At 58.8% G+C, this 26,798-nt stretch carries 24 protein-coding genes, 1 other RNA gene and 1 riboswitch; of the genes, 9 read left to right on the top strand and 16 right to left on the bottom strand.

The genetic code is table 11. The features are described from left to right. The first annotated feature begins 419 nt into the window (after nt 1-419). Complete coding sequence (locus tag KDN35_RS12035) at nt 420-998, top strand: mismatch-specific DNA-glycosylase (RefSeq protein ID WP_171566529.1); 579 nt, start codon at nt 420-422, stop codon at nt 996-998. 114 nt (nt 999-1,112) lie between these two features. On the opposite strand, the gene KDN35_RS12030 is transcribed toward KDN35_RS12035, so the two are convergent. Next, nucleotides 1,113-2,984 carry a bifunctional homocysteine S-methyltransferase/methylenetetrahydrofolate reductase gene (locus KDN35_RS12030; protein WP_171566528.1) on the bottom strand — a complete coding sequence of 624 codons (1,872 nt, stop codon included), beginning with the start codon at nt 2,982-2,984 and terminating at the stop codon, nt 1,113-1,115. A gap of 37 nt (nt 2,985-3,021) precedes the next feature. After that, a complete protein-coding gene (gene metH / locus KDN35_RS12025) occupies nt 3,022-6,468 on the bottom strand; it encodes a methionine synthase (RefSeq protein ID WP_212132795.1) in 3,447 nt (1,148 codons plus the stop codon). A gap of 115 nt (nt 6,469-6,583) precedes the next feature. After that, nucleotides 6,584-6,682: riboswitch (SAM riboswitch) on the bottom strand. Between the two features lie 202 nt (nt 6,683-6,884). Between metH and KDN35_RS12020 the strand changes: the two genes are divergently transcribed. The 3 genes from KDN35_RS12020 (at nt 6,885) to argS (ending at nt 9,707) form a co-directional block, all read left to right on the top strand. Then, nucleotides 6,885-6,992 (top strand): YjcZ family sporulation protein, encoded by a 108-nt coding sequence (locus tag KDN35_RS12020; RefSeq protein WP_171566526.1) that lies wholly within the window; start codon nt 6,885-6,887, stop codon nt 6,990-6,992. Between the two features lie 173 nt (nt 6,993-7,165). Further along, nucleotides 7,166-7,645, top strand: coding sequence for a hypothetical protein (locus KDN35_RS12015; RefSeq protein ID WP_212132794.1), 480 nt, complete (start codon nt 7,166-7,168; stop codon nt 7,643-7,645). Nucleotides 7,646-7,991: 346 nt separating this feature from the next. Then, nucleotides 7,992-9,707: an arginine--tRNA ligase gene (gene argS / locus KDN35_RS12010; RefSeq protein ID WP_212132793.1), complete on the top strand. Its 1,716-nt coding sequence runs from the start codon at nt 7,992-7,994 to the stop codon at nt 9,705-9,707. Nucleotides 9,708-9,796: 89 nt separating this feature from the next. On the opposite strand, the gene KDN35_RS12005 is transcribed toward argS, so the two are convergent. From KDN35_RS12005 to KDN35_RS11975, 7 genes are all read right to left on the bottom strand, one after another. Beyond that, nucleotides 9,797-10,180 (bottom strand): hypothetical protein, encoded by a 384-nt coding sequence (locus KDN35_RS12005; RefSeq protein ID WP_171566523.1) that lies wholly within the window; start codon nt 10,178-10,180, stop codon nt 9,797-9,799. Nucleotides 10,181-10,251: 71 nt separating this feature from the next. Continuing rightward, on the bottom strand, nt 10,252-11,085 hold the full coding sequence (locus KDN35_RS12000) for a deoxyribonuclease IV (protein ID WP_212132792.1): 834 nt from the start codon (nt 11,083-11,085) through the stop codon (nt 10,252-10,254). Nucleotides 11,086-11,639: 554 nt separating this feature from the next. Further along, complete coding sequence (locus KDN35_RS11995; RefSeq protein ID WP_212132791.1) at nt 11,640-13,196, bottom strand: solute symporter family protein; 1,557 nt, start codon at nt 13,194-13,196, stop codon at nt 11,640-11,642. Between the two features lie 84 nt (nt 13,197-13,280). Further along, the gene (locus tag KDN35_RS11990) at nt 13,281-14,807 is read right to left on the bottom strand and encodes a solute symporter family protein (RefSeq protein ID WP_171566520.1); all 1,527 of its coding nucleotides are present in this window, start codon (nt 14,805-14,807) and stop codon (nt 13,281-13,283) included. Next, entirely contained in the window at nt 14,804-15,151 is a 348-nt protein-coding gene (locus KDN35_RS11985; RefSeq protein WP_171566519.1) for a DUF485 domain-containing protein, read from the bottom strand. Before KDN35_RS11985 ends, KDN35_RS11990 begins: the two co-directional genes overlap by 4 nt. A gap of 162 nt (nt 15,152-15,313) precedes the next feature. Further along, nucleotides 15,314-16,039: a LytR/AlgR family response regulator transcription factor gene (locus KDN35_RS11980; RefSeq protein WP_171566518.1), complete on the bottom strand. Its 726-nt coding sequence runs from the start codon at nt 16,037-16,039 to the stop codon at nt 15,314-15,316. Next, nucleotides 16,040-17,791, bottom strand: coding sequence for a LytS/YhcK type 5TM receptor domain-containing protein (locus KDN35_RS11975; protein ID WP_212132790.1), 1,752 nt, complete (start codon nt 17,789-17,791; stop codon nt 16,040-16,042). It lies immediately after the preceding gene. Nucleotides 17,792-17,928: 137 nt separating this feature from the next. Here KDN35_RS11975 and asnB point away from each other — a divergent pair, with 137 nt between their 5' ends. Beyond that, entirely contained in the window at nt 17,929-19,776 is a 1,848-nt protein-coding gene (gene asnB, locus KDN35_RS11970) for an asparagine synthase (glutamine-hydrolyzing) (protein ID WP_171566516.1), read from the top strand. 23 nt (nt 19,777-19,799) lie between these two features. Here the strand turns inward: asnB and KDN35_RS11965 are convergent, their stop codons facing one another. Next, a complete protein-coding gene (locus KDN35_RS11965) occupies nt 19,800-20,375 on the bottom strand; it encodes a DL-endopeptidase inhibitor IseA family protein (protein ID WP_230076798.1) in 576 nt (191 codons plus the stop codon). A gap of 292 nt (nt 20,376-20,667) precedes the next feature. Then, nucleotides 20,668-21,057: RNase P RNA component class B (gene rnpB / locus KDN35_RS11960), an RNA gene on the bottom strand. Nucleotides 21,058-21,190: 133 nt separating this feature from the next. Here rnpB and KDN35_RS11955 point away from each other — a divergent pair. Both KDN35_RS11955 and KDN35_RS11950 read left to right on the top strand, forming a co-directional pair. After that, nucleotides 21,191-21,499: a HesB/IscA family protein gene (locus tag KDN35_RS11955; protein ID WP_212132789.1), complete on the top strand. Its 309-nt coding sequence runs from the start codon at nt 21,191-21,193 to the stop codon at nt 21,497-21,499. A gap of 15 nt (nt 21,500-21,514) precedes the next feature. Further along, nucleotides 21,515-22,045 carry a gamma carbonic anhydrase gene (locus tag KDN35_RS11950; RefSeq protein WP_171566515.1) on the top strand — a complete coding sequence of 177 codons (531 nt, stop codon included), beginning with the start codon at nt 21,515-21,517 and terminating at the stop codon, nt 22,043-22,045. Nucleotides 22,046-22,158: 113 nt separating this feature from the next. Here the strand turns inward: KDN35_RS11950 and KDN35_RS11945 are convergent, their stop codons facing one another. Beyond that, nucleotides 22,159-22,839 (bottom strand): DUF1385 domain-containing protein, encoded by a 681-nt coding sequence (locus KDN35_RS11945; protein WP_212132788.1) that lies wholly within the window; start codon nt 22,837-22,839, stop codon nt 22,159-22,161. Nucleotides 22,840-22,917: 78 nt separating this feature from the next. On the opposite strand from KDN35_RS11945, the gene yfkAB reads away from it, so the two are divergent. Together yfkAB and KDN35_RS11935 are read left to right on the top strand one after the other, a co-directional pair. Continuing rightward, on the top strand, nt 22,918-24,033 hold the full coding sequence (yfkAB, locus tag KDN35_RS11940) for a radical SAM/CxCxxxxC motif protein YfkAB (RefSeq protein ID WP_171566513.1): 1,116 nt from the start codon (nt 22,918-22,920) through the stop codon (nt 24,031-24,033). A gap of 31 nt (nt 24,034-24,064) precedes the next feature. Beyond that, nucleotides 24,065-24,319, top strand: coding sequence for an alpha/beta-type small acid-soluble spore protein (locus tag KDN35_RS11935; RefSeq protein ID WP_171566512.1), 255 nt, complete (start codon nt 24,065-24,067; stop codon nt 24,317-24,319). 77 nt (nt 24,320-24,396) lie between these two features. Here KDN35_RS11935 and KDN35_RS11930 read toward each other — a convergent pair whose 3' ends face one another. The 4 genes from KDN35_RS11930 to KDN35_RS11915 all read right to left on the bottom strand — a co-directional run bounded on the left by KDN35_RS11930 (nt 24,397) and on the right by KDN35_RS11915 (nt 26,676). Further along, nucleotides 24,397-24,894: a hypothetical protein gene (locus KDN35_RS11930; RefSeq protein WP_171566511.1), complete on the bottom strand. Its 498-nt coding sequence runs from the start codon at nt 24,892-24,894 to the stop codon at nt 24,397-24,399. A gap of 204 nt (nt 24,895-25,098) precedes the next feature. Further along, complete coding sequence (locus tag KDN35_RS11925) at nt 25,099-25,287, bottom strand: hypothetical protein (RefSeq protein ID WP_171566510.1); 189 nt, start codon at nt 25,285-25,287, stop codon at nt 25,099-25,101. Nucleotides 25,288-25,464: 177 nt separating this feature from the next. Then, nucleotides 25,465-26,259, bottom strand: coding sequence for a carbon-nitrogen family hydrolase (locus KDN35_RS11920; RefSeq protein ID WP_171566509.1), 795 nt, complete (start codon nt 26,257-26,259; stop codon nt 25,465-25,467). A 132-nt stretch (nt 26,260-26,391) separates the two neighbouring features. Continuing rightward, the gene (locus KDN35_RS11915; RefSeq protein WP_171566508.1) at nt 26,392-26,676 is read right to left on the bottom strand and encodes a LysM peptidoglycan-binding domain-containing protein; all 285 of its coding nucleotides are present in this window, start codon (nt 26,674-26,676) and stop codon (nt 26,392-26,394) included. Between the last annotated feature and the right edge of the window lie 122 nt (nt 26,677-26,798).

Below are 26,798 nucleotides of genomic sequence, written 5' to 3'. Positions count from 1 at the left end.
CGCCTCGCAAGTCGAGGCGCTCAGCGTGTAGACAAAGTTCGCGGCGCATGGGAGATCGGGCCCGCTCGCTCGCTTCACGCCCAGCACAGAAGCGGATGAAGTCCGCTCCAAAACGAGACGCGGGCAGGGGACAAACATTTGGGTGTTTCGATGAAGTGAGACTTGTGTCCCCTGTTGGTCCCCGCGTCTTCGTTTTTCCGCTGAGCCGGTCGTCAAAGGAGCTCGCTTGGCCCATCTCTCCATGCGATGCACATTGTCTTTCGCTTCGGTTGATGAATGGTCAGGCCTTTCGGCCTGGAAATCATTTTCTTATGGACGCTTATTCAATGAACCGTTTGTCTTCAGTCTGAGCGCTCGCAAGTCGAGGCGCTCTCAGTGTATACAAAGTCGTGTTCAATGGGGCAAAAGGAGGTGCAACGGTGGTACACTTTACTGAAAAATGGCTGCCCACCTACATCCGCCGCGATCTGATTGTGCTGTTCTGCGGCATTAATCCGGGGCGTGTATCGGCGACAGTCGGCTATCACTACGCCAATCCGTCCAATCTGTTTTGGCGCGGGCTGTACGAAGGCGGCCTTACCCCCCGGCAGCTAAAGCCGGAAGAGACGGCATGCCTGCTTGAGTACGGATACGGCATCACTGATCTGGTCTGTCGCCCCACCCGCTCCTCCGGTGAGCTGCGGGAAGCGGATTTCTCTGCCGGAGCGAAACAGTTCCGGCAGATGGTCCAGACGTACCGTCCCCGGGTCATCTGCTTTAACGGCATTACTGCGTACCGTCACGCCACCGGGCGCAAAAAGGAAGCAGTCTCGCTCGGCCTGCAGCCGCAGCTCGCCTTCGGAACCGCGGATTGGGCCGGCAGCCATCTGTTCGTCATCCCCTCCACCAGCGGCGCCAACGCCTCCTATACGCGGGAAGAACGGCTGGCGATGTTCGGTGAGCTGAGCCGTTTCCTGCGCGAGAAAGGGTGGCATCCGCTCGATCCGCAACGCACGTAAGCCCCCGCCCCGCAAGGTACGGCAGACAGCATGCACCAAAAAAAGACTCGGGCACGACGGTACCGATGGCGATACCGCCCGCCCGAGTGATGTTGGCACGGTTGGTTGCAGGCATCAGGCCTTTGCGGCCGTTTTCAGCAATTGGCTCTGCTGACGAACGTACTGGATCAGCTCCACGCTCATCTGGTAGTAGTTAAACGGCGTGATCAAATAGATTCCGTTGAAGTAGGTGATGGCCACGTCCAGCAGCTCCTTGGCCATCTTGATGCCTTCCTGTCTGGCCGCTTCTCCCTGAACACGCCTCATCCGCTCCCTCGCTTCGTCGGAGAGCTTGATCCCCGGCACTTCGTTGTGCAGAAATTCCGCGTTGCGCGAGCTGGTCAGCGGCATGATCCCGATAAACACCGGAATCTTGATGTGTTTCGTCGCATCGTGGACGAGCCGGATTGACTCTGCGTCGTACACAGGCTGCGTCATGATGAAGTCGGCTCCAGCCTCCACCTTTTTCTCCAGCCGTTTGATCGCGGCTTCGATGTGGCGCACGTTGGGGTTGAAGGCTGCGCCCACGATGAACTGCGCCTTTTGTTTCAGCGGCCGGCCGGAGAACGAGATGCCTTCGTTGAGCTGTTTGACCATGCGGATCAAGTCAAACGACGTGACATCAAACACCGAGCTGGCTCCCGGCAAGTCACCAAAGCGGGAGGGGTCGCCGGTCACCACCAGCACCTGGTCGATGCCGAGCGCGTGCAGTCCCATCAAGTGAGACTGCTGCCCGATCAGATTGCGGTCCCGGCAGGCGATGTGTACGAGCGGATCGATGCCGTACTGGCTTTTCATGATCGCTCCCAGCGCCATGTTGCTCATCCGAACGTTGGCCAGCGAGTTGTCCGCCAGGGTGATGGCGTCCGCTCCGGCCTTGTGCAGCTCAAAACAGCCGGTCAAGAATCCTTCTGTGTCCAGATCCTTTGGCGGGTCAAATTCTACAATAATTGTAGTGCCGGTTTTGACCCGCTCCACGATGCTGGGTTTCTGCCGCTCCCTGACGCTGTACGAGGCGACGGACGGCCGCTCCGTCAACGCTTCGGACGGGTTGACGCGCGGCAGCGGTGCAAGTCCCTTCAGCGCTTCCGCCATGGCCCGGACGTGGTCCGGCGTGGTTCCGCAACAGCCGCCCAACAGGCGCACGCCTTGTTCCCGGAGGCGCAGCGCGCTCTCGGCAAAGTACTCCGGTGAGGACTTGTAGGCGTACTCGCCGTCGCTGATGCCGAGCCGGCCCGCATTGGGAAAGGCGGAGAGCAGCGCCCCATCCGGCACGCTCGCGCTCTCGAACGAGCGGAGAATCTCAGCCGGCCCCAGCCGACAGTTGAGACCGATGATGTCCGCCCCCGCCTTTTGCAGCTGGGAAAACGCCTCCGTCAGCGTATAGCCGTCACGGGTCCGTCCCACGTCCAGCGTCGCCAACTGGCAAATCAGCGGCAGGCCGGTGAGCGGGCGGATCACGTCAATCGCGAGCAGCAGTTCCTCCAGGTCGAGAAACGTTTCCAGAATCAAGCCGTCCACTCCGGCGTGCAGCAGCGCGATCGCCTGCTCTTCAAACTGATCGCGGTACTCGTCCAGCACTTTTTTCCGCACCCGTCCGGCGATGATGGAGCCGATGCTGCCGACGACATAGGCGTCGTCCTGTGCCGCCTCCCGGGCGATTGTGACGGCGACGCGGTTGATGCGCGTCACCTTGTGCTCCAGCCCGTAACGGGCGAGCGCGTCCCGATTGGCGCCGAACGTGTTGGTTTCCATTAAGCGCGCTCCTGCCTCGTAATACGCCTTGTGCACGTCGTACACCAGGCGCGGATTAGTCAGGCACAGTTCCTCAAAACTGACGCCCACCGGCACCCCCGAACGGTACAACTGGGTCGCCATCGCCCCATCCCCGACCAGCAGGTGGTCTCGCAAATATTCGCGCAAATCTTTTTTGGCTGTCAAATCCATCCCTTCTCTCCCATTGCTCTGTGAAAAGTCTATCGGTCTACAGGTCGAACGCGGACGGGCCGGCGTTGAAATACCGCGCCTCCGGATGGGCGAAGACCATCGCCGAGACGGAGGCTTCCGGCTCCATCATGAACCCTTCCGTAAGCTGGATGCCAATGTCCTCCGGTTTCAATAAACGGAACAGCTTGGCCTGATCCTCCAGGTTGGGGCAGGCCGGGTAACCGAACGAGACGCGAATCCCCTGATAACGGGCACCAAACCGCTCCAGCATGGTCATCTCCGCCGGATCGGGGAAGCCCCAGACGTCCCGCATCACGTGGTGCAGCCGCTCCGCGAAGGCTTCCGCCAATTCCAGCGCCAGCGCCTGCAGGACGTGGGAACGGAGGTAGTCCCCCCGCTCTTTCAACAGGGCGGAGCGCTCGCGGATGCCGGAGCCGGCCGTCACGGCCAAAAACCCGACGTAATCCATCTCGCCGCTCTCTACTGGCCTGAGGAAGTCAGACAGACAGAGATACGGTTCCTCCTGCTGACGAGGGAAGTGGAAGCGCTCCAGCAGACGGCTGTGGTCGCGCGGATCGTAGACGAGGATGTCGTCGCCATCCGCCTGGGCGGGGAAAAACTGATACATCCCGTGCGCCGTGATCGTGCCGTCCTGATTGGCTTCCGCCAGCAGCTCCTGCACCAGCTGATACAGCCCGGTCACTTTTTCATCTCCGGTCTCCAGCAGTTTCTCCACGTTGCCGCGGACGCCGAGATGCTTGCCGAGCAGCATCCGCAGGTTGAGGTAGGGCTGCAGATGGCTGATCGGATAGTGGCGCAGCACATGCCGCTCGCAGTCGGGCGGCACGTGAACGGGCACGGTGCGGTTGACGGCGGAGCGCTTCGGCTTGAGCGATGACGCCGCTGTTTCGGCCTGCTTCGTCGTCGACGCTTCCTCTTCCGCTGCCTGCTGAGCCGCACGCAGCTTTTCCCGTTCCACGGGGTCCTGCAGGCGGTTGACCAGGTCGAGCCCATCCATCGCGTCCTTGGCGTACAGCACGATTCCCTTGTACTCCGGCGCGATCCGGTTGGAGGTAAACTTGCGGGTCAGGGCCGCGCCGCCTACCAACAGCGGCACGTCAATCCCGGCTGCCCGCAGGTCCTGGGCGGTAATCACCATCTGCTGCGCCGACTTGACCAGCAGGCCCGACAGGCCGATCGCGTCTGGCTGCTCTTCACGGCAGGCGGCAATCAGCTGCTCCGGCGGCACCTTGATGCCCAGGTTGACCACTTCGTACCCGTTGTTGGCGAGGATGATCTCCACCAGGTTCTTGCCGATGTCATGCACGTCCCCTTTTACCGTCGCCAGCAAAATTTTCCCTTTGGTGGCCGTCTCCGTCTTTTCCATGTAAGGTTCCAGGAACGATACGGAGGCCTTCATCACTTCGGCGCTCTGCAGCACTTCCGCGACGATCAGTTGGTTGTCGTTGAACAGCCGGCCTACCTCTTCCATCCCGGCCATCAGCGGACCGTTGATGATTTCCAGCGGCGTGTATTTCTCCAGCGCCAGCTTCAGGTCGTCCATCAGCCCGTCCTTGGAGCCTTCCACCACGTAACGGGCCAGACGCTCTTCCAGCGTGAGCGACGACGCTTCCACGCGTACTTCCTTTTTCTTCTGCCGGTAAAACTCGGTAAAGGCGGCCAGCGTCTCGTCGTTGGTCTCAAACAGGAGCGCCTCTGCCAATCGCCGCTCCTCTTCCGGAATGGAGGCGTAGCGTTCCAGCTTCTCGGTATTGACGATGGCGTAATCAAGTCCGGCCAGAGTCGTATGGTAAAGGAAGACGGCGTTCAGCACCTCCCGTCCGGCCGCCGGCAGCCCGAACGAGACGTTGCTGATGCCGAGAATCGTCTTGCACTCCGGCATCGCCTCCTTGATCAGGCGGAGGCCTTCCACCGTCTCGCGGGCGGAGCCGATGTACTGCTCGTCGCCGGTGCCCACCGGAAAGACCAGCGGATCGAAAATGATGTCGCGCGGGTTGACCCCGAATCGATTGACCAGCAGATCGTAGGCGCGTTTGGCCACTTCCAGCTTCCGTTCCCGGGTGACTGCCATGCCGGTCTCGTCGATCGTGCCGACGACGACAGCCGCGCCGTACTTGTGAATCAGCGGCGCCACCTGTTCAAACCGCTCCAGCCCGTCTTCCAGGTTGATCGAGTTGAGAATCGCCTTGCCCTGCGAGTACCGCAGTCCAAGTTCCATGACGCGCACGTCGGTGGAGTCGATCATCAGCGGCGCTTTCACTTTTTTGATGACAAACTGCAGGAACTTCTCCATGTCCCCGTACTCATCCCGGTCCGGGTCGGCGAGACAGATGTCAATGATCTGTGCCCCCCGCTTTACCTGGGCGCGGGCGATGTCGGACGCTTCCTCGTACTTCCCGGCCGCGATCAGGTCGCGGAATTTTTTCGACCCGATCACGTTGCTCCTCTCTCCGACAAGCAGCGGCCGATTGTCTGCTTCCGCGTAGACGACCTCGATCCCCGACACGGCGCTGACCGGCTGTCCGGCCGGGACACGGGGCTTGCAGTCCTTCAATGCTTCCGCCAGCGCGCGGATATGCTCCGGCGTCGTGCCGCAGCATCCTCCGGCGACGTTGAGCCAGCCCTGCTCGGCAAACGCCCGCATCTTGGCGGCCAGTCCGTTCGGCGTCTCGTGGTAATGGCCGTTTTCATCCGGCAGGCCGGCGTTGGGATAACAGCTCACCCCGCACTGGGCCAAATTCGCCAGCGTGCGCAGATGGTCACGCATGAACTCCGGCCCGGTGGCGCAGTTCAGACCAATGGTAATCGGCTTCAGATGCTCCAACGAGACGTAAAACGCTTCGATGGTTTGCCCGGCCAGGGTCGTGCCCATCGGCTCAATCGTGCCGGAGATCATCACCGGCACTTCCCTGCCCAGCTCCGCGAACGCCCGGCGAATGCCGATGCCGCCGGCCTTGACGTTTAAGGTGTCCTGCGAGGTCTCCAAAAGCAGCGCGTCCACGCCGCCGATCAGCAGCCCTTTCGCCTGCCGGTAGTACGCTTCCACCAGCTCTTCAAAGGTGACGCCTCCCGTCAGAGACAGCGTCTTGGTCGTCGGCCCCATCGAGCCGGCGACGTAACGCGGCCACTCCGGGGTGGAATAGGCGTCAGCCGCTTCCCGTGCCAGCCGGGCTGCAGCGATGTTGATCTCCAGATCTTTGTCTGCCACGTCGTACTCGGCCAGGACGATCGAGGTGGCACCAAACGTGTTGGTCTCCACGATGTCCGCACCCGCCTCCAGGTATTTTTCATGAATGGAGCGGATCACGTCAGGACGGGTGAGATTGAGCAGCTCGTTACAGCCTTCGTAGGCATCACCGCCAAAATCATCAGCAGTCAGGCTGGCCTGTTGCAGCATCGTCCCCATCGCACCGTCCAGAATCAGAATTTTCCGGTAAAGCTGTTCACGAAGACTTATTTTCATGGGGCAAACTCCTTTTCTTCCAAACTCACACGCATTGGTCCGTGTACAATAAAAAATCCTCTTCTGTGTGCAACAAGAAGAGGATTTGTCCGCGAAACATACACGCATGACCATCCTCTTATCTTTCAAAGCACACGCTTTGCTGGAATTGGCACCTGGTAATCCGGTTGCCGAGGCTTCATTGGGCCAGTCCCTCAACCTCTCTGGATAAGAGTCGTCACTGTCTGTTATGCAGTTTTGTCAAACGGTAACGATGTTTGAATGTATCTTAACACCCCCTTTTCCTCGCGTCAATGTAGAATTTGTCTATTTTCTCCAGACTGCCCCCGCCCATTTTTTGCGAGCTGGTCATTCGCCCACAACAACCGGCACATTCGTGTATAGACTAAAGCATACGGAAAGGAGGGGAAACAACAATGAGTACTTCCTACTGCGGTTCCGGCTTTTTCGGTGACACGTTCGCAATTGTGCTCGTTCTGTTTATCCTGTTGGTCATCGTCGGGTGTTCGAACGACTGCAACTAAACGAGTGCGTACATCAACAAGGAGCCTAGCTAAACCTAGGCTCTTTTTTCGCTGGACAACCCTGTCCGCCTGCCGTTCCCTGCGGGACGTTTGCGCCTGATGCTGGTTCGTTGTCAGCCGCTGTCCGTTTTTGCTATGATGAAAAGCGATTCCGTACAAAGGAGCGAACCATTGTGGATCAATTGGTACCCTGTAACCGACAGGAATTCCTCTCTCGCCTGGAGACGGTGAAAGAGTTGGAGCACACGGATTTTGAGACATATTCAATCGTCAAGAATCAAGCGACGGGGCAGCACTACCTGCGTTATTCGTTTACGCATCTCAACCTGTTTGAAGGAGGCAGGCGGGACGAATACGACCACTTCCTCCCGCTGGAATCGGACGACGTGCTGGGCATTCTGTTTGGCGACCAGCCCTATCGCTTTCCCGATCACTGGCGCTCTCCCTATCTGCGCAGCGGGACGGATGAGCGGCTGATGCCGTTTGATCCCAGTGAAAACCACGATCTTAAGGAAGCGGCCGAAGCAGAACGATCGCTGCTCGCCAAGCTGGCCCAGTACAAGCGGCAGTGGCAGTCGGCCGACGACAAGGAACGGCTGACGCGGGACCTGTTCCACGATTTGGACGATTTGCTGAAAAAACCGGAAGAGTGAGTTGCATCCCGCAGGAGATGCCGCTATAATGCTAGAAGAATATCGTTGTCGCTGAAGAGGAGAGTACTCCGTCAGAAAGCAGAAGCGAGCCGGGGACGGTGGGAGCCCGGTGCAAACTGACGCGGGGAAGCGCACCTCGGAGACGCGTCCTGAAGGTCCGGACAGCCGGATTGCGTAGGGCACGCCGGGTCTGCCCGTTACCGCAGGCAAAGCGGCTTTCGCCTTTTCCCGTGCGGGAGGCGAGAGCAACAAGAGTGGCACCGCGGGAGTACAACCTCTCGTCTCTTCCCTGATGAGACGCAGAGGTTTTTCTATTTTTTAGATTCCAGACCGAAAGGAGAATTCCATGAGCTATAAGCATCAAGCGGCCAGCATCATTGCCGCAGCACTCACCCGCCTCGGCGCGGACCAATTTACCGCCGAAACCGTATACGACATGCTGGAAACGCCACCCAATCCCAGCATGGGGGATATCGCCTTCCCCTGCTTCCAACTGGCCAAGGCGCTTCGCAAAGCGCCGCCGCTGATCGCCTCCGAACTGGCCGGCGAGGTTAGCGGTACGCCGATCCGCGAAGTCAAGGCGGTCGGTCCGTACCTCAACCTGTTCCTCGATCAGCAAAGCGTCGCCCGCGACGTAATCGGCACGATCCTGACGCAGGGCAGCGCATACGGCAGCCGCGACATCGGTAAAGGGCGCAATGTGCCGATTGACCTCTCCTCCCCCAATATCGCCAAGCCGTTCTCCATGGGCCACCTGCGCTCCACCGTAATCGGCAACGCGATCGCCAACATCTTGGAAAAACACGGCTACCGTCCGATCCGCATCAACCACCTGGGCGACTGGGGGACGCAGTTTGGCAAGCTGATCGTCGCCTACAAGCTGTGGGGTGACGAAGAAAAAGTAAAAGCCGAGCCGATCAAGGAGCTGCTCCAGCTCTACGTCCGCTTCCACGAAGAGGCAGAAAAAGACCCGTCGCTGGAAGATCAGGGACGCGAGTGGTTCAAAAAGCTGGAGGACGGAGACGAGGAAGCGCGCCGCCTCTGGCAGTGGTTCCGCGACGAGTCGCTGAAAGAATTCATGAAAATCTACGACCTCATGGGCGTTCGATTTGACTCGTTCCACGGCGAGGCGTTCTACAACGACAAGATGGACCGCGTCGTCGCCATGCTGGAGGAACAAGGGCTGTTGACCGAATCTGAGGGCGCCCTGGTGGTCAATCTGGACGAGTATGACATGCCGCCGTGCCTGATCAAAAAATCGGACGGTGCCACCCTGTACGCCACCCGCGACCTGGCAGCCGCCCTGTATCGGAATGAAACCTATGACTTTGCCAAGGCCCTCTACGTCGTGGGCAACGAGCAGCGCCTCCACTTCCAGCAGCTGTTCAAAGTGCTGGAAAAGATGGGCTTTGAATGGGCCAAGGAAATGTACCACATCCCGTTTGGCATGATGCTCAAGGACGGCAAGAAAATGTCCACCCGCAAAGGAAAAGTGGTCCTGCTGGAAGAAGTGCTGGCTCAGGCCATCGAAGACGTGCTGAACGTGATCCGGGAGAAAAATCCGTCGCTGGAAAACAAGGAAGAGGTGGCTAGACAGGTTGGGGTTGGTGCGGTCATCTTCCACGACCTGAAAAACTACCGCCTGAACGACATCAATTTCTCCTGGGAGGAAATGCTTACGTTTGAAGGCGAGACCGGTCCGTACGTCCAGTACACGCACGCCCGCGCCTGCTCGCTGCTGCGCAAGGGCGAGTACGTGCCGATCAGCGAGGTGACGCTGCCCGAAGGCGCCCTGGACAGCAAGGAAGCCTGGGCGGTCATCACGCTGCTGAACAGCTTCCCGGAAGTGATCGACCGGGCGCGGGAGCAGTTTGACCCGTCGCAGATCGGCAAATACGTCATCGACCTGGCGCAGGCGTTCAACAAGTTCTACGCCAATGTCCGCATCCTGGCGGAAGAAGCAGACGTCAAGACGGCCCGTCTGCAATTGGTCGCCGCCGTGGTGACAGTGTTGAAAGAGGGGCTGCGCCTGCTCGGAATCGCCGCGCCGGAAGAGATGTAATCGCCTGTTGACGAAAATACACCCGTCAAAAAAACCGACGTTCCTGTTGTGACAGGACGTCGGCTTTTCTTTTCAATGGTGAACAGGTGCTACTTTTTCCCAAACCACGTCTTGCCGAGCAGCTCCACCACCTGCTTGGACAGGGAGCGCGGCGGCTCTGTTTCGGCGCCGGACGCGTCGACGAGACGGTACAACAGCGCCTTGTCGTCTGCCGGGTCCGACTTGGTCTCCAGCGTCAGTGCGCCAATCGTCCCCGCTTTCGTCCATTCCTCGATCATGATCTGATACTCGCCGGGAGCCAGTTCGATGTAGTCCCCGTCGGGCAGGTCGATCACGGCATAGCCGTCATGCTCGATTTCCGCATCGTATGTATGTCCGTTTGCCGCCTCATACAAGGCCAGCTCTTCCGGATTGTTCAGGTTTTCCCGGAGCGGAGCAAAATCCTCGATGGTAACCTTGACTCTTCGTTTCACACAGACTCCTCCTCGCTGACAGCGCACTGTACGGTTTACTCTCACACTCTACCATACGGCCGGTCAGCCTGTCACGGCCCGGCCAGCTGTCGCACCAGGGCAATTTCCTCCCGGTGGTCCCCGCCGGGCGGACGGGGCGTTTCCAGCACGACCGGAATTCCCCGCAGTTCTGGTGTCCGCAGCAGCGAGACGAACGCTTCCCTGCCGATCGCACCACGCCCGATCGGCGCGTGCCTGTCGCGAAAGGAGATGGCCGGATACACCGAATCGTTGAGGTGAACGGCGGCCAGCGCGTCCAGATACCCGAGATTCCGCATGCGGTCGGCCACCTGCTCCCAGTCGTCTCCCGTCCACAGCCCGCTGGCAAAGGCGTGGCACGTGTCGAAGCAGAAGCCCACCTTTTCCGGATGATTCAGCAGCTGCCGCACCTGGGTCAGTTCTTCCAGCGTTGTCCCCATGCGGCTGCCCTGGCCCGCGTTGTTTTCGATCAGCAGCTTCGCCGCACCGCTCCAGCCGTCCAGGATGTCGTTTACCATTCGGATCATCAGCCGGTACCCTTCCAGTACATCCGCCCCCTTGTATTGGCCGAAGTGGACGACCACCCCGATGGAACCGCATGATTCGGCGATTTCCAGGTCGTTTCGCAGTGAATCAGCAATCGCTTCCTTCAATGCGCCCGGCGCTGCGGCAAGATTGACAGGATAGGACGTGTGGGCGATGGAGACGATCCCCTGCTCTCGGCAAAAGGCGCGGCACGCCTCTGCATCCTTCGGGTCAAACGCTTTGAGCGTCAGACTGCGCGGGTTTTTGGGAAAGTATTGGAACGCGTCGGCTCCCAGCGCCAAAGCCGTCTTTGCTGCGGCCAGATACCCGCCGCGAATGCTGACGTGACACCCGACGTACACGCAACTCCCTCCCTGTGGCATGTGGTATCCAGGATCCTTTTCCGCGATTCACAGGCCGGATTGGAGACACTGCTCCGAAAGCGTCCCGCTGCGATTGGCCAGAACCTCCCGTTCGGAAGCCTGTCCGCAACAGTTTATCCCAATTGCAGGAAAATATTTGAAGGAAAAAATTGGCTAATGGTGAACTGGTATACTTTGATGTCTGATGATCACTGGGAGTAATGTGTTATGGTTGGCAGGAAAGTCCTGAAAATCATAAAAGAGGTCATATTGTTTCCGATAGAGCTGATGACTGGTTTGGTTACGGCAATTCGAAGTTTGATGAAGAAACCGAATGAAACCACTCTTGTGCTTCTGGTTTGTTTGTTGATTACGCTTATTGCAGGTTGGGAAATCTTCAATCTTCCAGGTACTTGAGTGAGCACTTCAGAACAAATTTTGAGAAACCACCCCTCAAGTCGAATACGTTGAGGGGTGGTTTTGTTGTTGAATATGAAGGACAACTTCCGTTGTGCGTGAAAGCGGCCCGTCCTGATACGCCGACTGCGGCCGCTCTATGCGTTTGGCGTGCGCCTGTACCGGTCGGCGGGCGGACGGATGCCGGTATGCGCCTGCACCAGCACCCGATCGTACCGCTCCGACGCCCCCGGCGACGGTCGGCTCAACCAAGTGCCCAGCATCGCGCCGAGGAACCCGAGCGGAATCGAGACCAGGCCCGGATTGGCCAGGGGAAACAGCGGTTCGGCCAGAATCATGCCGTGCTCGGGATGCATTACCGACGGGCCGAGACTGACGAGCAGGAGCGAAGCCACAACACCGGTGATGACTCCGGCGATCGCTCCCTGCACCGTAAACCGCCTCCAGTACAAGGTAAACAGGATCATCGGCAGGTTGGCCGAAGCCGCCACAGCAAAAGTGAGCGCCACGAGAATCGCCACGTTCATCTTCTCCGCGCCGATCGCCAGCCAGATGGAGACGAAGCCGACAGCGACGGACGACGCCTTGGCGACCAGCACCTGCTCCCGTTCGGAAGCCTGCCCGCTGCGGACGATGTGGCTGTAGACGTCGTGGGCGAACGCGGAAGACGCGGCGAGCACCAATCCGGTCACGACTGCCAGTATCGTGGCGAAGGCGACGGCCGAGATGTAGGCCATCAGGAATTCGCCCCCCAGCGCATCAGCCAGCAGCGTCACCGTCAGATTTCCCCCAAACCCGGCCTGATTCAGGGTCTGCCAGCCGATAAACGCGCACGCGCCGAATCCCAGCAGAATGGTCATCAGGTAAAACGCCCCCATGATCCAGGTGGCCGTGATGATCGACTTGCGCGTGGTGACTGCGTCCTTCACCGTAAACAGCCGGGCGATGATGTGCGGCAGGCCGGCCGTGCCCAGGATCAGCGCCAGATGCAGCGAAAGGATGTCCAGCGGCTTGACGTACTGGTTGCCCGGATAGAGGTACCGCTCCCCGAGCGGAGTAGCCGTGCTGACGTAATCAAACAGCGCTGCCAGGCTCCAGTCAAAGCGGGCCAGCACGATCATGGAAACGATGCAGGTCCCCGTCAGGAGCAGAATGGCCTTGATAATCTGCACCCAGGAGGTGGCCTCCATCCCGCCAAAGACGACGTAGATCGTCATCAGGCTGCCCACCACCATCACCGCGGTCTTGTACTCGATGTCAAACAGGTGGTGGATCAGCGCTCCCGCCCCCACCAGTTGAGCGATCATGTAAAAAATCGTGATCAGCAGTGTCGTGCAGGCGATCACCCCGCGCAGCCCTTTGCTGTCAAAGCGAACGGCGATCGCGTCGGCCAGGGTGTATCGCCCCAGGTTGTGCAGCGGTTCCGCGATCAAAGACAGCATCACCAGATAGGAGACGAAAAATCCGATCGCGTAGAGAAAGCCGTCAAATCCGTACAGGGCGATCGTACCCGCAATGCCGAGGAAAGACGCAGCGCTCATGTAGTCTCCCGCGATGGCTACGCCGTTCTGCAAACCGGTCAGACGGTTGCCCGCAGCGTAGAACTCACGCGGGTTGACCGCCCGCCTGGCTGCCGAATACGTGATGAACAGCGTGCCGATAATGACGCTGCAAAAGAAAATCACCGCAGACATGCCAGCCTCCACTTCCGCCTGAATGGCAAAGAAGCCGGGGCGTACACCCCAGCATCTCCAGTTTCCTGTATACTTATCCGCGGGCTATGCCGTTTCCTTCATGCCCGTATTGGCCTTGACCAGAATTTCTTCAAATTTGGCGTCGTCCCGCGAGGAGGAAAAGTACGTGCCGATCCATGCGGCCAAAAAGCCCAGCGGGATGGAGACGATGCCCGGATTGCTGAGCGGGAAGAGCGCTTCGCCGACGAGAATCGCCTTGCCCGGCTCCGGATGCCAGACGTTCGGGCTGAGGGCGACCAGGATCAGGGAGCTGAACAGCCCCACCAGCATGCCGGTCACCGCTCCCGTCGTGTTAAAGCGGCGCCAGTAAATGGTGAAGATGATCACCGGCAGGTTGGCGCTGGCTGCCACCGCAAACGCGAGCGCCACGAGAAAGGCGACGTTCAGCTTTTGCGCGAACAAGGCAAGCAGGATGGAGATGACAGCCACGCCGACCGACGCCCACTTGGCCGCCAACATCTGCTCGCGCTCCGACGCTTTGCCCTGCCGGATCACGTGGCTGTAAAAATCGTGCGCAAAGGCGGACGCAGCCGACAGGACCAGCCCCGCCACCACAGCCAGGATCGTGGCGAAGGCGACGGCGGAGACAAACGCGAACAGGAAGTTCCCCCCGAGGTACTGCGCCAGCAGCGGAGCGCCCATGTTGCCCGCCGGGTCCATGTTGTCCTGCCCGACGAACGCAGCCGCACCAAAGCCCAGGAAAATGGTCATGACGTAGAAAATGCCGATGATCCAGGTGGCGTACACTACCGACTTTCGGGCGGTCGGCGCATCCTTCACGGTAAAGAAGCGAATCAGGATGTGCGGCAGGCCGGCCGTGCCCAGCACCAGCGCCAGGTTGAGCGAGATCGTGTCCAGCCCGTCCTTGAACTTGTTGCCGGGATGGAGAAACTTCTCGCCCAGCGGCGTTGCCGTCTGCATGTGTTCAAACATGGCCGTAAAGCTGAAGCCAAATTTGGCAAACACCATCAGTGAGATGATGAACGTGCCGGCCATCAACAGCACCGCCTTGACGATCTGCACCCAGGAAGTGGCGGTCATCCCGCCGAAGACCACGTACACCGTCATCAAGGCGCCGACGATCAGCACGGACGTGGTGTATTCCAGCCCGAGCAAAAGTTTGATCAGCGCGCCGGCCCCCACCAACTGCGCGATCATGTAAAAAATGGAGATGGCGACGGAGTTGAGCGCTGCCACGCCGCGAATCTGCTTGTTGTTGAAGCGCGCCGCAATCATGTCCGCCATCGTGTACTTGCCCAGATTTCGCAGCGGTTCGGCCACCAGGTACAGCACGACCAGGTACGCGACGAGAAATCCGATGCTGTAGAAAAAGCCGTCGAAGCCAGACAGCGCGATCATCCCGGCGATGCCGAGGAACGAAGCTGCCGACATGTAGTCGCCGGCGATCGCCAGGCCGTTCTGCCATCCGGTCAGGCCGCCCCCGGCGGTGTAAAATTCGCTGGTCGTATTGGTTCGCTTGGAAGCGTAGTAGGTGATGATGAGCGTCAAGATGACAATGGCCAGAAACAGCAAAAACGCGGTTACGTTCATACCTGTTTCCCTCCCGTCTCCTGTTTGATCTGTTCCACCATCCGGTCAAACTCTTCCGAACGCTTGGTGTAGATGATACAAAGCGTCCAGGTCATGATGAACTGGGCAAAAGCAAATACCCATGCCCAGGTGATCACCCCGATAGCGGGACGGTTCAGGACTTCAAAGTAAGAGGTCATGATCGGGAGGGTGAAATAGAACACGAAGAAAAAAATGGAATAAGGCAGAATGAAAGCTTTTTTTCGCCTCAGCAGTTCCTTGAAGGCGGCGGAACGGCTTACGGCCGTGTAGTCAATCGACTGCGGCTTCGACTTTCCTTGGACCGCCGGGCTCGTATTTCCCATTGGAACTCCCCCTCTTGCAAATGTGGCGCCTACTGGATTGTAAGCGCTTCCTTTAGTTTTTTTACAGTTTACAAAAAAATATCAATATTGCGTATATTTTTGCGTATCTTGCACAATCTCGTGCGCCACATGCACAAAACGAGGAATCAGCGCAGGCAACCTTTACCCTTCCAAGCGTTTCAGCAGGTCTTTTGCCGCCGTGCGGGAGACGGGTACGCGCACTTTTTTCGGTCCTTTCAATATCAGGTTGTACGCCCCGTTGAACCATGGCTCCAGCTCGCTGACGTACTGCAGGTTGACCAGGTAGCTCTTGTGCGTGCGGAAAAAGGAATGGGCTTGCAGCTTTTCCTCCAACTGCTGCAAGGTCATCCGGGTGGTGTACACCTCTGTCTCCGTGCAGATGCGCACTACCCGATCGTCCCGAACGGCGTACATGATCGCGGCCGGATCGATCACCACCAGCCGGCTGCTCTCTTCCACAATCAGCTTGGAGACTTTTCCCGCCTGCGGCCCGGATGTCTCCGCGAGCCGCTTGCGCACGCGCTGCAGTGTTTCCCGCAGACGTTGGGGTTCCGTCGGCTTCAGCAGGTAATCGACGGCATTCAGCTTGAACGCTTCCACCGCGTAGTCCTCGTGGGCGGTCGAAAAGACCAGCAGCGGGCGATCCTTGCGCGCCGCCAGCATGCGGGCTGCCTGATCCCCCTCCAGTTCCGGCATTTTGATGTCCAGAAACACCACGTCCGGGTCGTGCTCTTCCACCAGGCGCAACAGTTCCCTGCCATTGGAGGCACAGGGCAGGAGTTCTACGTCGCTTTCCTGCTGAAGCAGGTAGGTCAGCTCTTCCCGAGCCAGGTGTTCGTCTTCGGCTATCATGACACGAATGACCATCTAGGCATCCTCTCCTCCTCTGTGAGGTATGAAAAAGGTGATCCGGCTGCCCCCCTCCGGTTTGTTGGCAAAACGCAGACGGGCTGATTGGCCGAGCAGGCTGACCAGCCGCTGGTTGACGTTGTAGACGCCGATCCCGTTTCCGTCGCGGCTCTCCAGCGGCATCTCGCCCAGCTTGTCCAGGATGTCCGCGGGGATGCCCGCACCGTTGTCCTCGATGACCACGGCCACCCGTCGTCCGTCCTGCTTTACACGCACCTCGATCTCCCCGCCGCTGGTCTTGCCCCGCAGGCCGTGGTGAATGCTGTTCTCCACGAGCGTTTGCAGCGTTCCCGGCGGGATCAGCGCTTCTTCGACTCCGTCGTCCGCCTCACAGCGGACGACAAACTGTTCCGCAAAGCGAATGTTGATGATCTCCAGATATGCGTTCAAGTGATTCAGTTCCTGTCCGACGGTGACCAGCGGGCTCGCCGTCAGCTTCAGGTTGAGGCGCATGAACACGCCGAGCTGGATCGTCATGTGCCGCGCCAGATCGGGATTGATCCGAATCAGGGTGACGATGGAATTGAGTGTGTTGAACAGAAAATGCGGCTGAATTTGCGCCTGCAGCATCCTGAGCTCCGCATCCTTCATCAGCCCTTTCATTTTCTCAGCCAGGGTCAGCGTCAGCTGATTGGACAGCAGGTTGCCCAGTCCTTTGGCCAGTGCTTCCTGCACCTTGCCGATCTGTTGGGGACGGCGAAAATACAGCTTGATCAATCCGACCACGCTGTCCCCTTCCCGGATCGGCACCACCACTGCCGCTTGCAGCGGACAGTGCTTTTGCCCACAGGAGACGCTCTCACGGGTAAGTCCCGTCTCGATGCCGCCGCTGAACATCGCCCGCCGGTCCAGATCGCTTCCGATCGGCTCGCCGGGCAGGTGGTGATCCGCTCCGGCACCGACGTGGGCGAGCAGGCGCTCCCGGTCGGTGACCGCCACAGCAGCCGCCTTCGTCTCCCGCAGCAGCAGCTGGGCGGCGGCTTGAGACGTCTGCGGCGTCAGGCCCTGCTTGAGATGCGGCAGAATCCGCTCGGCAATGGTAAAGGCCCGTTCCGCTTCCGTCGCGGCGGAGCGCTCCTCCTCTTTCAGGGCGACGTGAATCATCGTGGTAAAGATGGCGATGGAGATGCTGTTGGTCAACACCATGGGAATGCCGATCAGATTGACGACAGTCCGAACCAGCTCGGGAGGATGTGCGAAAATCAGCAGCAGCGACATTTGGATGATGGGGGCGAACATGCCGATAAACAGCGCTTTGGCGGGAGAGATTACCCGCTCCTGGGAAAAAAAGCGCGCCACGTAACCGGCGAAGAGACCGGTGATCGGCACGGATAGTCCCGCCGGCCAGGCGGCAAATCCACCCAGGCTGTAGAGATGAGCTCCGGCGATCAAGCCCGCTCCCAGTCCCACCAACGGCCCGCCCAACAGCCCGCCGATCACCACGCCCACCAGGGTGGAGTTGGCGATCGCTTCATCGGACTGCAGGGAAAAGATCCAGAAAGCGGGGTGGTACACCTCCTCCCGCACCACCACGCCCGCATAGGTGCCGGCCATTCCGAACAGGCCAAACAACAGCGAATACGCAATCGACGTCCCGAGGTGAACGTCCCGGTCCAGCAGTTGGCGAAACAGCGGGATGCGCGTCAGAATAAAGGCGAGCGTAAGCAATATCCCCATCCGCTCAATCAACAACAGCGTCAACTGTTCCACTGCGCCATCCCTCCGCAACTCTCTCCATCTGTTAACAATTCCGCTTTCGCTTTTGCTTTCCCTGCTGGACAGACAACTTGGCTGGGCGCCCTGCATAGGCTGGATGTGCAACGCTTCATGCGGAAGGGTGACCGATTATGTGCGGAATTGCTGGATGGGTTGACTGGGAAAAAGACCTTTCCCGGGAGAGAGCCACGATTGAAACCATGACACAGACGCTGACCAGCCGGGGACCTGACGACGAGGGATACTGGCTGTCGCCGCGGGTCGCATTTGGACACCGACGGCTGTGCGTCGTCGACCCTGCGGGCGGCCGTCAACCGATGACGCGCTACCGGGGCGGACACGCCTATACCTTGATATACAACGGAGAGCTGTACAACACGGACGATCTTCGCCAGATTCTAGTGGAAAAGGGCCATACGTTCCACTCTCACTCGGACACGGAAGTGCTGCTCGCTTCCTACATCGAATGGGGCAGCGAGTGTGTCCACAGGTTGAACGGCATCTTTGCCTTTGCGGTCTGGAACGAACGGGAGCAAACCCTGTTTCTTGCCCGCGACCGTCTGGGGGTAAAGCCGCTCTTTTACGCCAGACGGGGCAGTTCGTTTCTGTTTGGGTCAGAGCTGAAGGCGCTGTTGGCCCATCCGGATGTAGAGCCGGTCTTGTCCCGGGAAGGGATCGCGGAAATTTTTGCTCTCGGTCCGGCCCGGACACCTGGACACGGCGTTTTTCACGACGTCTTTGAACTACGCCCCGGCTGCCACCTGACGGTCACCCGCGAGCGCTTCACCATCAAGCGGTACTGGCAAGTGGAAAGCCGCCCCCACACCGACGACGCGGACCGAACCGTCCAAACCGTACGGACGCTCTTGATCGATTCAATTCAGCGGCAGCTGGTCGCGGACGTCCCGGTCGCCACGCTGCTCTCCGGCGGGCTGGACTCCAGCGCCATCACCGCGATCGCGGCCGAGACCTTCCGGCGCGACGGACGGGGCCCGCTCCACACCTATTCCATCGACTATGTGGACAACGACCGCCACTTCCAGGCAAACGCCTTTCAGCCCAATGCCGACGCCCCGTACGTGCAGAAGGTTTCCCGCTTCTTTGGGACCATTCACCACGCCATCGAGATTGACACGCCCGAACTGGTGGATGCCCTGCGCACCGCCGCGTACGCTCGCGACTTGCCCGGCATGGCTGACGTTGACGCGTCTCTTTACCTGTTTTGCCGCGAGATCAAAAAGGAAACGACGGTGGTCCTCTCCGGGGAGTGCGCAGACGAAATCTTTGGCGGCTACCCCTGGTTCCACCGCGAGGATCTGCTCCACTCCCGCACGTTCCCTTGGTCACAGGCCATCGAACAGCGGGCCGCCTGGCTTTCGCCCGATCTGCGGGAGTGGGTGAAACCGGTGGAATACGCAGCGCAGCGGTATGAGGAGACGCTTGACGAGGTGCCGCATCTGCCCGGCGAAAGTCCGCTGGAAGCACGCCGCCGGGAAATGTTTTACTTAAACCTCACCTGGTTTATGAACACGCTGCTGGATCGCAAGGACCGGATGAGCATGGCGGCCAGCCTGGAAGCACGTGTGCCGTTTTGTGACCACCGGCTGGTGGAATACGTCTGGAACATCCCCTGGTCGCTAAAAATGTGGGGCGGCCGCGAAAAGGGCATTCTGCGCAAGGCACTGGAGGGCATCGTGCCGGACGACGTCCTGTACCGCAAAAAAAGCCCCTACCCGAAAACGCATAATCCTGCGTACACGGAAGCGACCCGCACCTGGCTTCTGGAGATTCTAAACGATCCCTCCTCTCCCCTGCATCAGCTGATCGACACGGCAGCGATCAGACGCCTGGCCATGACAGATGCGAAAGCGACGGACGTCCCGTTTTTCGGCCAGTTGATGAGCACGCCCCAACTGTTTGCCTACCTGGCACAGATGGATGTGTGGTTGCGGGCGTATCACGTCACGATCCGTTCCTGACGAAAAAAGCTCCTCGACCCCACTTACGGGGTCTTGAGGAGCTTTCTTTTTTTCCTGACGGCGTTCCGCTTCGCGGCCGGTTGGGCGGTCGGCTTTGCGGCGGGAATGATGAACGGTTCGGCAGCTGCCGCTGGCTTCGCCGAACAGGAACGGTATCGGATATCAAACTGTCGGGCTGTGCGTTTGGCGATGGAAAAGGGACTGGACGGCCCTGTGCGAACAAAGCGGTAATCAATGCAAACGCGGGTGGCGCCTCCGGTGAGCACGGCCCGGACCACTTTTTGATTGGGGCGATTTCGCACGATGCGCAGCGATTGGACCATGGTGGGGAACAACGGCACGTCCCCTGCCGGCACGCACAGTTTACCTTTGACGAGGCGCAGGTTCAGATTGCACACCATCACCCGTGTCAGTCGCTTCCCCCAATATCGACGAAAATACCGGGCTATTTTGCGTCGAGTGTTAAACCGATCCGGCAAGGGGGTGTAGTCGACGCCGTTGACCGTGTAGATGACCTTGCGACGCGGAGAAGACATCACCCTGCTCCAGACCTGTTCCGCCTGTTCGATCATGTTTCGGAAAAAGCGTTCGTGATCCAAGAAATCACCTCCTCCTAAAACCTATGGAAGAGGGCTTGTGCTAGTACGCCCGATTAACCGCCTGTTTTTCCGGCGTGAGCCGTCACGACAGGCTGTTCGCTTGCTTCGTTCGGGTGCCTGAAAGGCGGGAGTATGTATTGACGATATGCTCGAAGGAGTTGGCAAACATTCGGATTTGGGGAGCGAGTTGAAGGTTTCTTTGAGGACATCCCTCGCTTGCGTCGGGAGAAGCAGGCAATAAAAAAACCGTCTGGTGACCAGACGGTTTTGCGTACGTCGTGATAGCAAGGAATGCTGTAAGCCAGGTTCTGTGTCTCCCGTGCTGCAAGCGGGGCTTTTTCCCCTCGCACCAAGAGCGGTAGTCATCTATCTATGGCAGCTTACAGCCGCCATCCGTCCCTCCGTTCATTTCCTTCGGGACGGTTCCCCTACCAAATTTGGGTTTCTCGCTCGCAGGGTTTACCGCGTTCCATCTCCCCTGTCGCCAGGGAAGCTCCGTTTCTGTGGCACTTTCAGCGTACTCGGGTCTCAGGGAGAACCCTTTCCGCGCCGTCAGCGAAGCCGAAGCCTCACTGCCCTGGTTTGCACCAGGTACGAACACTCCAGGCATCTCAGCCTGGGCGAGCCTGGACTTTCCTCTACCGCCGACCGAGAACGGCCGCGGCAGCGACTACCCACATTCCTTGCTATACCGAATCAGTACCATATAATTTAGCACATGGCGGATGTTCAGTCAACGAGAATCATCTGGCAAGCATGGCAAATTGTTAACAGGACCCGCCTGTAGTACAATGAGGGACAAAGGAGGGCTGAGCGTGATCACCATTACTCCGGCCGCTGCCGCTCGTCTGTCCGCGTTGATCGCACAAGAGCAGGACGCCGACCGTCTGGGCATCAAAATCATTGCAACCACATCGGGCTGCGGCAGTTTAGCGTACAGCATTGCCATCACGGAGGCGAGCCGCATGGACAAATCGATCGACGTGAGTGGCATACGTCTGTTTTACCGCGAAGAAGAAAAAGACATGCTGAACGGAATTATTGTGGACTTTGATCCAATGACCGGCCGATTTTCTCTCGCCCATCCCCGTCCGCCGCAGACCGGCTGCCCGTTATCTCACTGACAGGAGGGATTTTTCATGCTGCTGCTTCCATTTGAAAATAGCGTTCCCCGGATTCACGAATCCGCATTCATCGCCCGCGGGGTCGTCATCTCCGGCGATGTGACCATCGGCGAAGACACCTCGATCTGGTACAACACCGTCATCCGCGGCGATATCGCGCCCACCGTCATTGGCCGCAGGGTGAGCGTCCAGGACAACAGCACCTTGCATCAAAGCCCCGGCAAGCCGCTCATCCTGGAAGACGAAGTGACAGTCGGCCACAACGTTGTGCTGCACAGCTGCATCGTTCGCCGCGGGGCCCTCATCGGCATGGGCGCGATCGTCATGGACGGCGCGGAAGTGGGCGAAGAAGCGATGGTGGCCGCCGGTGCGCTGGTTCCGCCGGGGATGAAGGTGCCACCCCGCTGCCTGGTGGTGGGCTCTCCCGCCAAGGTAAAGCGGGAACTGACAGAAGACGACTTCCGCGAGATGCGCCGCATCCGCCAGTCCTATGTGGACAAGGGGAAAATCTACCGGAAGCTGGAGGAACAGCCGCTCAGCCGGTAAGCGTGCATGAAAAAAGCCGCGTCTTGGCGGCTTTTTTTATTGCGCTCAAGCCTTTTGCCCCTCGTCGTTCGCAGTAAAAAGCACGCATGTCGTCAACACGTCTTGGCCGCAAGTCACGCCGCCCGCTGCAGTTCCTTGCTGCGGATATGCTCAAACAGACGATACGAACGAATGGCTGTCTCCAGGTGCAGACGTGCCGGTTCTTTTGTGGTCACATGCCGTTGAAAAAAGGCAGACAAACGGTAGATCACCCGGCAGTACCTGCGCAGATGGCGGTCACCGATCACGCCGGCCAGCAGGAACGCGACACCCGCCGCCACGCACCACGGCAGCGGCGCAAACGGCAGCGTCAGCAAAAACCCGGCGAAGAACCACACCACCAGATTGGTGGAGCATCCGGCATTGACAATGTCGGCCCTGGCGATCTCACGCCAGGACTCCAACCGCTTTTCCCCGTGATAGCTGAAGACCTTGTGCTCTGCACCGTGAAATTTTTTCAGCTCCCGCGGAAAGATGAAGTGCAATCCCGCCACATACACGGCAGCCCACCACGAATCGACCACGGCCAGACGCGGAAAGGCGACCGCCGCGATCACATACAGGACGAGCGCCAGATGCAGCAGCTGATACGGCCAGGGGAAGGAAAAACAAATGCGCAGCCATATTTTTCCGATGGTCCGAAAGGTGATTTTTTCCGCCCAGAGGTGAATGACACCGTCTTTCACTTCTGCGCAGGCCAGCACGTTCCGGTCGTGAAATATGACACCGCGTCCAAAAGACATGCCCATTATCATGTTATTCGCTATTCTCCTTCCGCTCCCTAGTCGGTATAATTATATGAATGTACGTGTGTAATTGAAGGAGGTCTCACCATGATCCGCATGGTTCCAACCACACCACTGACTCCGCGGCACGACCCATGGGAGCCGCTTTTTAACGCGACGCCGCCTGCTTACAAGCTGACCAGCGTCGAATTGACCGTGACCAATCTGTGCAATCTCCGCTGCGAGCATTGTGCCGTCGGCGATACATTGCGATTCAAGGACGATCCCGCTCTGCCTGTCGACCTGATTCTGCGTCGGCTGGACGAAGCGGAAGACCTGCTTACACTCAGTATAACAGGCGGGGAACCGATGTACAGCGAACGGACCGTGCGAGAGGTGATTCTGCCGATCCTGCGCTACGCGGCGGACCGCGGCCTGCGCACACAGATCAACTCCAACATGACCCTGCCGTTCTCTCGGTACGAACAAATCCTGTCTTACATAGACGTGATGCACATCTCCTGGAACTGGTCTACGCCCGAAGAGTTCCTTGAGATTGTCTACGCAAAAAGCGGGCGAACGGTTTCACTCAAACAAGCAGAACAGCAATTTGCCCAAATCGGGGAAAATGCGCGAAAACTGGCGGAAGCCGGCGTGTTTGTCTCTGCGGAGACGATGCTCAACACGCGGACGTGGAAAAAAATGGACACCTTGCATCGGCAGATTCAGGAGATGGGCTGCCGCCGTCACGAAGTCCATCCGATGTACGCCAGCGACTTTGCCCGCGATCTGCAGGTGCTGACGCTGGATGAACTGCGCACCGCGATCCATTCGCTCCTGGACGTGCGCAACGAAGAGGTGTGGATGCTGTTCGGCACGCTTCCCTTCTTCGCCTGCAGCCCGCTGGAAGAGGACCGGGAGCTGATCCTCCGGCTGCGGGAAGCGAAAAACGTCACCGTGCGCAACGACCCCGACGGCCGGAACCGCTTGAACATCAACATTTTCACCGGCGACGTCATCGTTACCGACTTCGGGGACGTAGCGCCGCTCGGCAACATTCAAAACGACCGGCTCCAGACGATGTTTCAGCGTTGGCAAGAGCATCCGCTCAACCAGACGATCAACTGTCACTGCCCGGCGGTCAACTGCGCCGGCCCCAATCTGCTGGTTGCCAACACCTACTACGCCGATACCAACTTCAAGCAGCGTAAAGCGCTGGTCTAAACGGGTAGACTAGGGACAGAGGTGATGATCGATGAGCAGGCGCAGACGTCCCCTCGTCCCGCAGGCACAGCACGGGCTGGACCGGCTGAAAGCCAAGGCGGCCGGGGTGAACGACCCTGAGCAGGCCAAGTATGAAGTGGCAAAAGAGCTGAACATTCCCCTGACGAGCGGCTACAACGGCCACCTCACCGCCCACAGCGCCGGCCGAATCGGCGGTCAACTGGGCGGCAGCATGGTCAAGGAACTGGTGCGGTTGGCCTTGGAGCGGATGAAATCTCATCCGTGACCCTAATCCGCACAGCCAGGGTGATACGCATAATGAACAAGGACGGGCGCTCCCCGTCCTTTTCGTGTACAGACCGTTTATTTCATTGTTTGAAAACTCCCTCCAAGATACTCCCCGGTTTCCGCATCATACATGCCAGTGGCCAAGCAGTTTTGGATCAGGCCGAAACGAGGATGTTCCAGCCCATTTGGATAATAGACCTGAACAGCCAAGACTACGCGATCTTTGGCGATTTCGGTGGAAACGGCGTCATCTCCCGTAAGTTTCACAAATTGCTCGTACGTCATGTACTCGGTCAGCTTCACTTCCGCGTTATGTTCTTCCAGGTATTTATCGTCAAGAACACCGCTTTTGGTGGCTTTGAAGGACTGGCTATGCACGGCCAATTTGTCAGCGTTCCCTTTTAGAATGGGTTCAGGATTTTTGTCGAGCGGCTTACTGTCGGCTTTTACCTCCGCGTACGCTTTCGGAGTGACTGCGTCCTCGTTTCCGTCGCCTTGAAATGCGAACGCATAAGCACCGACCGATCCAACCAAAACGAACGCGAGAGACAGCGAAAGTATCTTCCTGTTCATTTTGTTCATCTCCTTCCCACAGCTTTAAGACGTCAGGAAATTCCTATTCGTTCCAGTTCATTTTCGGATGTTCCCCTTACGCCGCCGTGTTGCCCGCTGTCATTGGTTGTTTTCACTGCCGTTCCGTTTACAAGTGAAAAAGAAGTGAAAAAGGAACCGCTTGACGTCCATCGCGGTTCCCCTGTGATTTTTGTATGGTGCGCTTTAGCGCAGACGATCAAATTGTTTGGCCCTCGGCTTGCGCGGCCCGAACATAGAGCGGCTGATATCGTTTACCCTGTGGAAGGAATCGAACATCTGGTCGAGCACTTCCACCAGCTCGCGAATCTGCACCACTTTGCCGTAGACACCGTCAAAATGGTGGCGAATCGTTTTGCTGTTCAGTCGTAACAATGACCGCACCTCCTTCGGTTCCTCTCTTATCACCCTATGCCGCATGGGCCTGAAAGGAAATGTGGAGGCAGCAGCCGCTATCGCCCATTTTTGGCGGCAGGTGTGCCGATCAAGTGCCAGCTGTTTGAAATGCGCGTCACTTCCTGGCCGCTCGCAGCCCGTGCCCAACAAGGCTGGTTACAGCTCGTACAGTTCAGTACGCCGATCGGCAAACACGGGAATCCGTCCCCGCACCTCGTCCACCAGCGCGAGGTCCAGCTCGGCGAACACAATCTCCTCCTGCTGCATCCCTTCCGCGATCACTTCCCCCCACGGATTCACCACCATCGAATGGCCGCAAAACGTGTTGCCGCCACCCTCGCCGACGCGGTTGCAGGCGACGACGTACATCTGGTTTTCGATCGCGCGCGCAATCAGCAGTTGGCGCCAGTGATCCAGCCGGGGGTGAGGCCACTGCGCGGGCACGCACATGACTTTGGCCCCTTTGAGCGCGTGGACGCGCAGCCACTCTGGAAAACGGATGTCGTAACAGATGACAGAACCCGCCGTCTGTCCGTCCAGTATGTACAATCCAGGCTTCTCTCCCGCCGCCAGGTACTTTTCTTCGTCCATCAGGCGAAACAGATGAGCTTTGGAATAGGACCCCGCCAGGTTTCCTTCCCGGTCAAACACAAACGTGGTGTTGTAGACGCGCCCGTCGCGGCGTTCGGCAACGGAACCGCCGATGACGTGGGCCTTCAGTTGCACGGCAACTTCCCGCAGCAGCGTTTTTGCGCGCTCGCCATTGTCATCTGCGATTTCGTCCAGGCGGGTCAGATCGTACCCCGTATCCCACAGTTCAGGCAAAACCACCAGATCCGGCTGCTGCTTGGCCTCCGCCAATTGGTTTACCAACCTGCGCACCGTTGCCGCATTCAGGTCAGGCCGGCCGAACGCGATATCCATCTGCAGCAAGGCAACATTCCACTTCATGCTTCTCCCCCCTATTAATATTGTCTTTATCGTAGCTTTCCGCTATCGGGAGTTCAAGTGTAATCTCGCTCGGCGCATGCGTCCGGTGCAAAAAAACCCCCGAGGAAATTCCTCGGGAGACGAACGGGTCGTTTACGAACGAGGGCGCGGGCGGCCTTCCAGACGGGTGACGCGCACTTCCAGGCGTTCCACACGGCGGTCCAGTTCGCGCACCTGTGCCTCCAGGCGGCGCAGGCGGCGGTCTACGTCATCACGCGGCGGTGTCGGCGATTCGCGGATTGGAATAAAAAGCGTCTGGCCAATGTAGATAAAGAATGGAGGCTGAAGGTTGTTGGCGCGGATCAGATCCTGCACCGACACTCCAAAGCGGGCAGCGATTGAATTTAGCGTGTCGCCGGGGCGGACTACATAATTCACGCATGACCATCTCCTTTTGGGATAGTAATTCGTTAATAACCTATTCCTGCCTGCGAAGCGAGGAGATAAACCAATACCCAATTTCAGCAGATTGGTCAAACACCCATGAAATTCGCCGTGAC

It is taken from the genome of Brevibacillus sp. NL20B1, assembly GCF_018195675.1.
GTDB lineage: Bacteria > Bacillota > Bacilli > Brevibacillales > Brevibacillaceae > Brevibacillus > Brevibacillus aydinogluensis.
The sequence above is the reverse complement of the archived record's forward strand: the minus strand, read 5'-3'. Positions and strand labels throughout refer to the sequence as shown.